The 12,103-nt window shown below is 61.1% G+C and carries 10 protein-coding genes; 8 read left to right on the top strand and 2 right to left on the bottom strand.

Annotation, left to right across the window (positions count from 1 at the left end; all coding sequences use genetic code 11):
* Nucleotides 1-194 precede the first annotated feature (194 nt).
* Together olsB and HX839_RS26735 are read left to right on the top strand one after the other, a co-directional pair.
* Entirely contained in the window at nt 195-950 is a 756-nt protein-coding gene (gene olsB / locus HX839_RS26730) for an L-ornithine N(alpha)-acyltransferase (RefSeq protein ID WP_008431132.1), read from the top strand.
* Complete coding sequence (locus tag HX839_RS26735) at nt 950-1,741, top strand: 1-acyl-sn-glycerol-3-phosphate acyltransferase (protein ID WP_177067967.1); 792 nt, start codon at nt 950-952, stop codon at nt 1,739-1,741. The genes olsB and HX839_RS26735 overlap by 1 nt, the downstream gene beginning before the upstream one ends.
* Before the next feature lie 109 nt (nt 1,742-1,850).
* On the opposite strand, the gene HX839_RS26740 is transcribed toward HX839_RS26735, so the two are convergent.
* The gene (locus HX839_RS26740; RefSeq protein ID WP_177067968.1) at nt 1,851-2,435 is read right to left on the bottom strand and encodes an ACP phosphodiesterase; all 585 of its coding nucleotides are present in this window, start codon (nt 2,433-2,435) and stop codon (nt 1,851-1,853) included.
* A gap of 156 nt (nt 2,436-2,591) precedes the next feature.
* Between HX839_RS26740 and HX839_RS26745 the strand changes: the two genes are divergently transcribed.
* Genes HX839_RS26745 through HX839_RS26755 form a run of 3 tightly spaced genes read left to right on the top strand, consistent with a single transcriptional unit; the run spans nt 2,592 to nt 5,168 of the window.
* A complete protein-coding gene (locus tag HX839_RS26745; RefSeq protein ID WP_003219793.1) occupies nt 2,592-2,906 on the top strand; it encodes a helix-turn-helix transcriptional regulator in 315 nt (104 codons plus the stop codon).
* 13 nt (nt 2,907-2,919) lie between these two features.
* Nucleotides 2,920-4,086, top strand: a complete 1,167-nt coding sequence (locus HX839_RS26750; RefSeq protein WP_003219795.1) for an MFS transporter — start codon at nt 2,920-2,922, stop codon at nt 4,084-4,086.
* Between the two features lie 26 nt (nt 4,087-4,112).
* On the top strand, nt 4,113-5,168 hold the full coding sequence (locus HX839_RS26755; RefSeq protein WP_008431139.1) for an alkene reductase: 1,056 nt from the start codon (nt 4,113-4,115) through the stop codon (nt 5,166-5,168).
* 230 nt (nt 5,169-5,398) lie between these two features.
* On the opposite strand, the gene HX839_RS26760 is transcribed toward HX839_RS26755, so the two are convergent.
* A complete protein-coding gene (locus tag HX839_RS26760) occupies nt 5,399-6,031 on the bottom strand; it encodes a TetR family transcriptional regulator (RefSeq protein ID WP_003219798.1) in 633 nt (210 codons plus the stop codon).
* 286 nt (nt 6,032-6,317) lie between these two features.
* Here HX839_RS26760 and HX839_RS26765 point away from each other — a divergent pair, with 286 nt between their 5' ends.
* Genes HX839_RS26765 through adeC form a run of 3 tightly spaced genes read left to right on the top strand, consistent with a single transcriptional unit; the run spans nt 6,318 to nt 12,085 of the window.
* Nucleotides 6,318-7,466, top strand: a complete 1,149-nt coding sequence (locus tag HX839_RS26765) for an efflux RND transporter periplasmic adaptor subunit (RefSeq protein ID WP_003219800.1) — start codon at nt 6,318-6,320, stop codon at nt 7,464-7,466.
* Nucleotides 7,467-7,469: 3 nt separating this feature from the next.
* Nucleotides 7,470-10,631, top strand: a complete 3,162-nt coding sequence (locus HX839_RS26770; protein ID WP_003219803.1) for an efflux RND transporter permease subunit — start codon at nt 7,470-7,472, stop codon at nt 10,629-10,631.
* Nucleotides 10,628-12,085 (top strand): AdeC/AdeK/OprM family multidrug efflux complex outer membrane factor, encoded by a 1,458-nt coding sequence (gene adeC, locus HX839_RS26775; protein WP_003219806.1) that lies wholly within the window; start codon nt 10,628-10,630, stop codon nt 12,083-12,085. The genes HX839_RS26770 and adeC overlap by 4 nt, the downstream gene beginning before the upstream one ends.
* The last annotated feature ends 18 nt before the right edge of the window (nt 12,086-12,103 follow it).

Genomic DNA, 12,103 nt, shown 5'->3' on the forward strand with positions numbered 1-12,103 from the left:
CTGTAAGAGCGGAACCCTAAGCAGCCGTTACCTAAATAACGGATATGTACTCAATCCCCCTGCAAACCACCACCAAGCCCCCTGTCATCTAAGCGTCACCGTAACTTCATGGAGATGACACCGGCCCTACATAGCCTGACATGGCACAAACAAGTCGACCGGCCGTAACCCTGGCCGGCACTCGGAGACTCGCCATGACTCAGATCGCCCGCATCAGCGACACCGGCAATGAACGCCGTCTGCAAGCCGAACGCCTGATCGGCGCCCAGGCTTTGCAGGAAGCCCAGGCCCTGCGGTTCAACGTGTTCAGCGGCGAATTCAACGCCAAGCTGAAAGGCGCTGAACTGGGCCTGGACATGGATGACTATGATGTTCACTGCAGCCACATCGGCGTGCGGGATTTGAACAGCGGTCGACTCGTCGCCACCACCCGTTTGCTCGACCACCAGGCCGCCACCACCCTGGGCCGCTTCTACAGCGAAGAAGAATTCAGCCTCCATGGCCTGCTGCACCTCAAAGGCCCCATCCTGGAAATCGGCCGCACCTGCGTCGACCCCGCCTACCGCAACGGCGGCACCATCGCCGTGTTGTGGGGCGAGCTGGCCGAAGTCCTCAACCAGGGTGGCTACAGCTACCTGATGGGCTGCGCAAGCATCCCGATGCACGACGGCGGCATCCAGGCCCACGCCATCATGCAGCGCCTGCGCGAACGCTACCTGTGCAACGAACACCTGCGGGCCGAGCCGAAAAAGCCGCTGCCGGCACTGGACCTGCCATCCAACGTCATCGCCGAAATGCCCCCCTTGCTCAAGGCCTACATGCGCCTGGGTGCAAAGATTTGCGGCGAACCCTGCTGGGACGAAGACTTCCAGGTGGCCGACGTGTTCATCCTGCTCAAGCGCGACGAGCTGTGCCCGCGGTATGCCCGCCACTTCAAGGCAGCCATGTGATGAGCCGCCTTCGGGTGTACGGGCGAATTGCCCACGTGCTGGTGGTGGTGGCCCTGGGTTTGACCATGGCCAGCGTGTTTGGCGTGTTTGAACGTCTGGGCGTGGCCAACTCGATGGTGCGCCGGCAGCGCTGGTCGCGTTTTTTCATGGCACGGCTGACCAACGCCCTGCCCTTTCGCGTGACCGTTCACGGTGAGTTGCCGCAACAGTCGATGCTGTGGGTCAGCAACCACGTATCGTGGACCGATATCCCGCTGCTGGGGATGGTGGCGCCGATGTCGTTCCTGTCCAAGGCCGAGGTGCGCACTTGGCCGGTGGCGGGCTGGTTGGCCGCCAAGGCAGGCAGCCTGTTCATCCGCCGAGGTTCGGGGGACAGCCAGTTGATCCGCAAACAGATGACGCGTCATCTGGAACAACAACACCCGCTGTTGATGTTCCCGGAAGGCACCACCACCGACGGCCGCGCCCTGCGTACGTTCCACGGGCGGTTACTGGCCAGTGCGATTGATGCCGATGTGTCGCTGCAACCGGTGGCGATTCGTTATCTGCGCGATGGCCACATCGACCCGCTGGCACCGTTTATTGGCGACGATGATTTGCTCTCGCACTTGATGCGTTTGTTCGGCAATGACCAGGGCGACGTGGAAATCCATCTGCTCAAGCCGATTGCCTGCGCCGGGCAGGAACGTGCGGCGCTGGCGTTCCAGGCGCAGCAGGCGGTGCAGAAGGCGTTGTTTGGCCCCCTTCCAGAAGCTGAGCAAATGCCAGCGCGGCCAGCATTCGCGGCCTGAAGCGAGCACGGTGAAAAATGTGGGAGCGGGCTTGCTCGCGAAGGCGGTGCATCAGTCAGCAGATTCATTAGCTGACCCACCGCTTTCGCGAGCAAGCCCGCTCCCACATTTATAGTTGTATTGCCAACTGGCTATTTGAGAACCGCTGCAATTCTGGGTAAAACACCCGAAAGTCCTCGCTCAACGGCTCGTACAGCGCTCGTAATTCCTGCATGGCATGGCCCAGTTCTTCGGGCCGTGTCAGGCGTCGGCCAATGCCTCGAAGTACCTGTTCCATCACCGCAAATTCGCGGTACGAACCCAGCCAGTCATCCGCCACCATGTACGGCGCAATCTGCGCCAGCCGCCCCGGCAACGCCGGTTCTTCGGCGAGCACCCGGTAAACCTCAGAGGTAAATCGCTCCAGCGGCTGATCGGCATATAACGCCCAGTCCCGCGCCAGGCAGTGGTCGAAAAACACATCGAGGACAATCCCGGCATAGCGGCGCCGGGTCAGGGTGAAGCGCGACAGCGCCTGCCCGATCAGCGGATGACTGTCGGTGTAGCGATCGATTGAGCGATGCAACTGAATCGCCGACTCGATTTGCGGGCTGAATTGGCCTTGCAGGCGACCTTTAACAAAGTCGCCATACAGGCTGCCAAGCAATTGAGCAGGAAGTTGGCCGCCGAGGTGCAGATGTGCGAGATAATTCATGGCGCGCAGTCTAGCACTGCCGTCAACGTATCGTTATAACCCGATATACCGATTCAATCTGGTTTAAGACCAAAATCATATTGGTATATCGGGATACAACGATTTAAAGTTCGCCTCATCGCGATATAACGTTTTACAAAACCGAGCATCACTGCCATGTCCATCGACCTCGACGAAATAATAAAAGCCCTGGCGCACCCAGTACGGCGAGACATCCTCAACTGGCTGAAAGACCCGAAAGTGCAATTCCCCGAGCAGTTGCACAACCACGAATACGGCATTTGCGCCGGGCAGATCGACCAGCGCTGCGGGCTGTCTCAGTCCACCGTGTCGGCGCACCTGGCGAACCTGCAACGGGCGGGGCTGATCAGCAGCCAGAAGGCCGGCCAATGGCACTTTTTCAAACGCAATGAGGACGTAATCCAAGCCTTCCTCAAAGCGCTCACCGAAGAACTCAGCGCACCGCTGTAACAAGGACCCATCAATGCCTCTCTCGCTACTCATCCTGGCCTTAAGCGCCTTCGCCATCGGTACGACCGAGTTCGTCATCATGGGCCTGTTGCCCGATGTGGCGGCCGACCTCGGTGTATCGATTCCCGGCGCCGGCTGGCTGGTGACCGGCTACGCCCTGGGCGTGGCCATCGGTGCCCCCTTCATGGCACTGGCCACCGCCAAGCTGCCGCGCAAGGCCGCCCTGGTAGCGTTGATGGGCATCTTCATCATCGGCAACCTGCTCTGCGCCCTGGCCAGCGACTACAACGTGCTGATGTTTGCCCGTGTGGTCACCGCGCTGTGCCACGGTGCGTTCTTCGGTATCGGTTCGGTGGTCGCCGCCAACCTGGTGCCGGCCAACAAGCGTGCTTCGGCCGTGGCGCTGATGTTCACCGGCCTGACCCTGGCCAACGTGCTCGGCGTACCGCTGGGCACCGCGCTGGGTCAGGAAGCCGGCTGGCGCTCGACCTTCTGGGCCGTGACGGTGATTGGGGTGATCGCCCTGATCGGTCTGATCCGCTTCCTGCCGGCCAAGCGTGACGAGGAAAAACTCGACATGCGCGCCGAGCTCAGAGCACTCAAAGGCGCCGGCATCTGGCTGTCGCTGAGCATGACCGCGCTGTTCGCTGCGTCGATGTTCACCCTCTTCACCTACGTCGCGCCGCTGCTGGGGGACGTCACCGGTGTTTCGCCCAAGGGCGTGACCTGGACCCTGCTGCTGATCGGCCTGGGCCTGACCGTCGGCAACATTATCGGCGGCAAGCTGGCAGACAAGCGCCTGGCTGCCACCCTGATCGGCGTGTTCATCAGCATGGCGGTGGTGTCCACCGTACTGACCTGGACCAGCGTCGCCGTGATCCCGACTGAAATCACCCTGTTCCTCTGGGCCACCGCCTCGTTTGCCGCCGTACCGGCACTGCAAATCAACGTGGTGACCTTCGGCAAGGCCGCACCGAACCTGGTGTCCACCTTGAACATCGGCGCCTTCAACATCGGCAACGCCCTCGGCGCCTGGGTGGGCGGCAGCGTGATTGCCCACGGCTTCGGCCTGACCAGCGTGCCCCTGGCCGCTGCTGCACTGGCCGTGCTCGCGCTGCTGGTGACCCTGATTACTTTCCGTCAGACCGGCGATGCCGACCTGGCCCCCGCGACTAACTGATCAACTAAAGAGAAGGGTGTTATCCCATGACGACTATTTTCGATCCGATCAAACTGGGCGACCTGGAACTGTCGAACCGCATCATCATGGCGCCGCTGACCCGCTGCCGTGCCGACGCCGGTCGCGTGCCCAATGCGCTGATGGCTGAGTACTACGTCCAACGCGCTTCCGCCGGGCTGATCCTCAGCGAAGCCACCTCCGTAACGCCAATGGGCGTGGGTTACCCGGACACCCCGGGCATCTGGTCCAACGACCAGGTTCGCGGCTGGGCCAATGTGACCAAGGCCGTGCACGGTGCAGGCGGCAAGATCTTCCTGCAACTGTGGCACGTGGGCCGGATCTCCCACGAGTCGTACCTGGACGGTGAAACCCCGGTCGCGCCAAGTGCCATCCAGCCTAAAGGCCACGTCAGCCTGGTACGTCCGCTGGCCGACTACCCTACCCCGCGCGCCCTGGAAATCGCCGAAATCGCCGACATCGTCGACGCCTACCGCGTAGGCGCCGAGAACGCCAAGGCCGCCGGCTTTGACGGCGTGGAAGTCCACGGTGCGAACGGCTACCTGCTCGACCAGTTCCTGCAAAGCAGCACCAACCAGCGCACCGACAACTACGGTGGCTCCCTGGAAAACCGCGCACGCTTGCTGCTCGAAGTCACTGACGCCGTGATTGAAGTCTGGGGCGCCGGCCGTGTAGGCGTGCACCTGGCACCGCGCGCCGACTCCCACGACATGGGCGACGCCAACCTGTCGGAAACCTTCACCTACGTCGCCAAAGAGCTGGGCAAGCGTGGCATCGCGTTCATCTGCTCCCGTGAAAAGGAAGCGGGCGACAGCCTCGGCCCACAACTGAAAGCCGCCTTCGGTGGCCCGTACATCGCCAACGAACGCTTCACCAAGGACAGCGCCAACGCGTGGCTGGCTTCGGGCAAGGCTGACGCCGTGGCATTCGGCGTGCCGTTCATCGCCAACCCGGACCTGCCGGCTCGCCTGAAGGCCGATGCACCGCTGAACGAAGCACATCCAGAGACTTTCTACGCCAAAGGCCCGGTCGGCTACATCGACTACCCGACCCTGGCACTCTGATCTGCTGAAACGAAAAAGCCCCGACTTGCGAGAGCCGGGGCTTTTTTATGGGCCGCAGGAAACATTCCTTCACAGCCTTGCAACAATATTGCTACAAAATACTTAGCCAACTACCTATCAACCGCCCGCCAGCCCGTATATAACGTCACCCCACAAAATCAGGGAAAAGCCTGATTGACCAGCCCCGGTGTTTATTGTTGACACAACTGGTCGCAATTACGCATTTTGTCTTAATTGCGCAGGCCAGGGCTCAAGCGCAGCATGTCCAACGCGATATCGACCCAGCGCTCTGCGTCCTGGGCCAACTGGAAACTGTCGGGCACCAGCAGCCACTGGCCGAGAATTCCGTCGATATAGGCGTGCATGCACACCGCGGCACGTACGGTGTCGAGATTCTCCGGAAGCTGCCCGCGATGGACCGCGTTACGCAAGGTCAGCCCGATGCGCAGGTTGCATTCGAGGCTGGCGGTCTGGCGCTGACGGCGCAGATCACACATTTCATCGGTGAATTCGCACTTATGAAACAAAATCTCATTGATGCGCCGGGTCTTCGGGTCCAGGGCCACTTGATGGAACAGATGAATCAGCAGCTTGCGCATGCAACCCAGCGGATCGACCTCGTCCTCGCTCTCACTGGCCCTGGCCAATTCATCCAGCGGCTCGTGCAGTGTATCGAGCATCGCCTGCACCAGGTCGGCCTTGTTGCTGAAATGCCAGTAGATGGCACCACGTGTCACGCCTGCCAGCGCGGCAATATCCGCCAGCGTGGTACGCGCAACCCCGCGCTCGTAGAAGGCCTGCTCGGCCGCTTCAAGAATCTGGCTGCGCGTTTCCTGAGCTTCCTCTTTGGTACGACGAACCATGGCAGTAAAACCTCAATCAGGAGACTTGGGGTGATCGGTAACGCAGACTCAACCGCTGCTAACGACCATCTGAATAATTGTGGGACGACGCCGTCAAGGGCGCCGAACGTACTAGAATCGAGGCTTTGGACGCTGCTTTGTCAACATTCCGCGAAGCCTGTCAAGAGTTTACAAACAACCATGAACGTAAGTATATTGCGTAGCAAGCTACTTATCCACTCAGTGCCTGTTTTTTACCCTTCCACACTTCTTGTGCGCACTCTGCGCGCCTGACCCGAGGATCTTCATGCAACTTAAGCCAGCTGTTACCGCCCTGGTTACTGCCGTCGCCCTGGCATCGCTGCTCAGCGGATGTAAAAAGGAAGAAGCGGCTCCGCCCGCTCAAACCCCTCAGGTCGGCGTGGTCACTATTCAACCTCAAGCCTTTACCCTGACATCCGAGCTGCCAGGCCGCACCACGGCCTACCGCATTGCCGAGGTTCGCCCTCAGGTCAACGGCATCATTCTCAAGCGTCTGTTCAAGGAAGGGGGCGACGTCAAGGAAGGCCAGCAGCTCTATCAGATCGATCCGTCGGTGTATGACGCCTCGCTGAAAAGCGCCCAGGCCAACCTCGCCCAGACCAAGTCGATTGCCGATCGCTACAAGCAGTTGGTCGATGAGCAGGCCGTCAGCCGCCAGGAATACGACACCGCCGTGTCCAACCGCATGACCTCTGAAGCCAACGTGCAAACGGCCCAGATCAACGTGCGCTACACCAAGGTGTTTGCCCCGATCTCCGGGCGTATCGGTCGCTCTTCGGTCACCGAAGGCGCGCTGGTCAGCAACGGCCAGACCGACGCCATGGCAGTGATCCAGCAACTGGACCCGATCTACGTCGACGTCACGCAGTCCTCCGCCGAGATGCTGAAACTGCGTCGCGACCTGGAAAGCGGCCAACTGGAAAAAGCCGGCGAAAACGCGGCCAAGGTCAAGCTGACCCTGGAAGACGGCACCGCCTACGGCGTGGAAGGCAAGCTGGAATTCTCCGAAGTCTCGGTCGACGAAACCACCGGTTCCGTGACCCTGCGGGCCGTGTTCCCGAACCCTGACCACACCCTGCTGCCGGGCATGTTCGTCCACGCGCAGTTGCAAGCCGGTGTGAACAGCAAGGCCATCCTGGCACCACAGCAAGGCGTGACCCGCGACCTGAAGGGCATCCCGACCGCGCTGGTGGTGAACAAGGACAACAAGGTCGAGCAACGTGTACTGGTGGCCAACCGCACTACCGGCGCCTACTGGCTGGTGGAAAAAGGCCTGAACGCCGGTGACCGTGTGATCACCGAAGGCCTGCAATTCATCAAGCCGGGCATCGAAGTCAAGGTCAAGGACGCTGATAACGCCAAACCCGCCGGTTCCGCTGCTGCTCCTGCTGCCGCTGCTGGTCAAGGGGAGTAATTCATGTCGAAATTTTTTATCGACCGTCCCATTTTCGCCTGGGTAATTGCCCTGGTGATCATGCTGGTCGGGGCACTGTCGATCCTGAAGTTGCCCATCAACCAGTACCCGGCCATCGCGCCAACCGCCATTGATATCCAGGTGACCTACCCGGGCGCGTCTGCACAAACCGTGCAGGACACCGTGGTGCAGGTGATCGAACAACAGCTCAACGGTATCGACAACCTGCGTTATGTCGCCTCGGACAGTAACTCCGACGGCAGCATGACCATCACCGCGACGTTCAACCAGGGTACCAACCCGGACATCGCCCAGGTTCAGGTACAGAACAAGCTCAACCTGGCGACCCCGCTGCTGCCACAAGAAGTACAGCAGCAGGGTATCCGCGTTACCAAGTCGGTGAAGAACTTCCTAATGGTGATCGGTCTGGTGTCGGAAGACGGCAGCATGACCAAGGATGACCTTTCCAACTACATCGTTTCCAACATCCAGGACCCGATTTCCCGGACCGCCGGTGTGGGCGACTTCCAGGTGTTCGGTTCCCAGTACGCCATGCGTATCTGGCTCGACCCGGCCAAGCTGAACAACTACCAGCTGACGCCAGTGGATGTCAGCAACGCCATCCAGGCGCAGAACGTCCAGGTGGCCACCGGCCAACTCGGCGGCCTGCCTGCCCTGCCCGGCACTCAGTTGAACGCCACCATCATCGGCAAGACGCGTCTGCAAACCACTGAAGCGTTCGGCAATATCCTGATGAAGGTCAATACCGACGGTTCCCAGGTTCGCCTGGGTGACGTTTCGCGTATCGAACTGGGCGGCCAGAACTACAGCATCAGCGCACAGTTCAACGGCAAGCCGGCTTCCGGTATGGCGATCAAGCTGGCAGCCGGTGCCAACGCACTGGACACCGCCAAGGCGATTCGCGAAACGGTTGCGTCCCTCGAACCGTTCTTCCCGCCTGGCATGAAGGCTGTGGTGCCGTATGACACCACGCCGGTTGTGACCGAATCGATCTCCGGTGTGGTTCACACCCTGATCGAAGCGATCGTGCTGGTGTTCCTGGTGATGTTCCTGTTCCTGCAGAACTTCCGCGCCACCATCATCACCACCATGACCGTACCGGTGGTATTGCTGGGTACCTTCGGGATCCTCGCTGCGTTCGGCTTCACCATCAACACCCTGACCATGTTCGGCATGATCCTGGCCATCGGCTTGCTGGTGGACGATGCCATCGTTGTGGTGGAGAACGTCGAGCGGGTAATGGCCGAGGAGCACTTGTCGCCCAAGGAGGCGACGGTCAAGTCCATGGGCCAGATCCAGGGGGCCCTGGTGGGTATCGCCCTGGTGCTGTCGGCGGTATTGCTGCCAATGGCGTTCTTCGGTGGTTCCACCGGTGTGATCTACCGCCAGTTCTCCATCACTATCGTTTCGGCGATGGCGCTGTCGGTACTGGTTGCCCTGGTCTTCACCCCGGCCTTGTGCGCCACCATGCTCAAGCCGATTGACCCGGAAAAACACGGCCAACCCAAGCGCGGCTTCTTCGGCTGGTTCAACCGTACCTTCGACCGTGGCGTACTGAGCTACGAGCGCGGCGTCGGTAACATGATCAAGCACAAGTTCCCGGCGTTCGTGGTCTATGCCCTGATCCTTGCCGGCATGATCTGGATGTTCACCCGCATTCCAAGCGCGTTCCTCCCAGAGGAAGACCAGGGCGTGATCTTTGCCCAGGTACAAACGCCGGTGGGTTCTTCGGCTGAACGTACGCAGAAAGTCATCGACGATATGCGCGCCTACCTGTTGAACGACAAGGAAGGCGAGCCAGGCGAAGGCAAGGCTGTCAAATCGGTGTTTACCGTGAACGGCTTCAACTTCGCCGGTCGTGGCCAGAGCTCGGGCCTCGCGTTCGTGATGCTCAAGCCGTGGGACGAGCGTGACTCGAGCCAGTCGGTATTTGAGGTTGCCAAGCGTGCCCAGGGTTACTTCTTCGGGGCCTTCAAGGACGCCATGGTATTTGCCGTGGTGCCACCTTCGGTACTCGAACTGGGTAACGCCACCGGTTTCGACGTGTTCCTGCAAGACCAGGGCGGCGTCGGCCACCAGAAGCTGATGGATGCGCGTAACCAGTTCCTGGGTGCCGCGGCACAAAGCAAGATCCTGGCGGGCGTGCGCCCCAACGGCGTGAACGATGAGCCGCAGTACGAGCTGACCGTTGACGACGAGAAGGCCAGTGCCCAGGGCATCAGCCTGGCAGACATCCAGCAGACCCTGGCAATCGCCTTGGGTGGCAGCTACATCAACGACTTCATCGACCGTGGTCGTGTGAAGAAGGTGTATGTACAGGGTGACGCCGCCAGCCGGATGTCTCCGGAAGACCTGAGCAAATGGTACGTGCGCAGCACGTCCGGGAAGATGGTGCCGCTGTCGGCCATCTCTTCGGGCAAGTGGATCTTCGGTTCGCCGAAACTCTCGCGCTATAACGGTGTAGCGGCGATGGAAATCCTCGGTACCCCGGCACCTGGCTACAGTACCGGTGATGCGATGGCGGAAGTCGAACGCATTGCCAAGGACCTGCCGGCTGGCGTTGGTTACTCCTGGACCGGCCTGTCGTACGAAGAACGTCTGTCCGGCTCCCAGGCACCTGCGCTGTACGCCCTGTCGCTGCTGGTGGTGTTCCTCTGCCTCGCGGCACTGTACGAAAGCTGGTCGATCCCGATTGCGGTGATTCTGGTTGTACCGCTGGGTGTGATCGGTGCGTTGATCGCCACCAGCCTGCGGGGACTGTCCAACGACGTGTTCTTCCAGGTGGGCCTGTTGGTGACGGTGGGTCTGGCAGCGAAAAACGCCATCCTGATCGTGGAGTTCGCCAAGGAGCTCCACGAACAGGGCAAAGGCATCGTCGAGTCGGCCATCGAGGCATCCCGCATGCGTCTGCGACCGATCATCATGACGTCCATGGCGTTCATGCTCGGCGTACTGCCCCTGGCAATTTCCACCGGTGCCGGCTCAGGTAGCCAGCACGCCATCGGTACGGGCGTAATTGGCGGTATGATCACCGCCACGGTCCTCGCGATCTTCTGGGTACCCCTGTTCTTCGCAACCGTGTCCTCCGCTGGCGAGCGTAAAAAGACTGAACCCAAGCAAACTCCTAAAGAGGCTGGCCAATGAGCAAGTCGCTACTTTCCTTAGCTGTCACGGCATTCGTGCTCAGTGGCTGCTCGCTGATCCCGGACTACCAGCGCCCTGAAGCGCCGGTAGCCGCGCAGTTCCCGCAGGGGCCGGCGTATTCGTCGGCCCAGGCGCCGGGCCAGGCAGCTGCCGAGCAGGGCTGGAAGCAGTTTTTCCATGACCCTGCCCTGCAACAGCTGATCCAGACCGCCCTGGTGAACAACCGCGACCTGCGTGTCGCGGCCCTGAACATCGATGCGTATGCCGCGCAGTACCAGATCCAGCGCGCCGACCTGTTCCCGGCGGTTTCGGCCACGGGCAGCGGCAGCCGTACGCGCACCCCGGCCAAGCTGTCGCAGACCGGCGAAGCGGGCATCACCAGCCAATACTCGGCGGGCCTCGGGATCAGTTCTTATGAGCTGGACCTGTTCGGCCGCGTACGCAGCCTGAGCGAACAAGCGCTGCAACAATACTTCGCGACCGAAGAAGCGCGCCGCACCACCCAGATCAGCCTGGTGGCCAGCGTGGCCAACGCCTACCTGACCTGGCAGGCCGACAAGGAGCTGCTCAAGCTCACCCAGGACACCCTGGGCGCGTACGAGCAGAGCTTCAAACTGACCTCGCGCAGCAATGAAGTCGGCGTGGCTTCGGCCCTGGACCTGAGCCAGGCCCGTACCTCGGTGGAAAACGCCCGGGTTGCACTGGCGCGTTATACCCGCCAGGTGGCCCAGGACGAAAACAACCTGACCCTGCTGCTGGGTACCGGCCTGCCGGCGAACATCGTCAGCCGGCCATTGGCTGATGACCTGTTGAGCGAAGTACCGGCCGGCCTGCCATCGGACCTGCTGCAACGTCGTCCCGACATCCTGCAGGCCGAGTACAACCTCAAGGCGGCCAACGCCAACATCGGTGCGGCACGCGCTGCGTTCTTCCCGAGCATCACCCTGACCGCCAGCGCCGGCACCGCGAGCCCGACCCTGGGCGGCCTGTTCAAAGGCGGTTCGGGTACCTGGTCGTTTGCACCGCAGATCAACATCCCGATCTTCAACGCCGGCAGCCTGCGCGCCAGCCTGGATTACTCGAAAATCCAGAAAGAGATCAACGTCGCCAACTACGAGAAAGCGATCCAGACCGGCTTCCAGGAAGTCTCCGACGGCCTCGCCGCCCGTGAGACCTACAAGCAGCAACTGGACGCCCAACGTGGCTTCGTCGCGGCCAACCAGGATTACTACCGCCTGGCCGAGCGTCGCTACCGTATTGGTGTCGACAGCAACCTGACGTTCCTCGACGCCCAGCGCCAACTGTTCAGTGCCCAGCAATCGCTGATCACCGACCGCCTGGCGCAGCTCAACAGCGAGGTCAACCTGTACAAGGCCCTCGGTGGTGGCTGGAACGAACAGACCGCGAAGAACGAACCGTTGAAAGAAGAAGCACCGCCCTTGAAGTTGTTCTGATAGTGGCGCAGTAGACAA

Source organism: Pseudomonas sp. I8001 (assembly GCF_013385345.1).
Taxonomy (GTDB): domain Bacteria; phylum Pseudomonadota; class Gammaproteobacteria; order Pseudomonadales; family Pseudomonadaceae; genus Aquipseudomonas.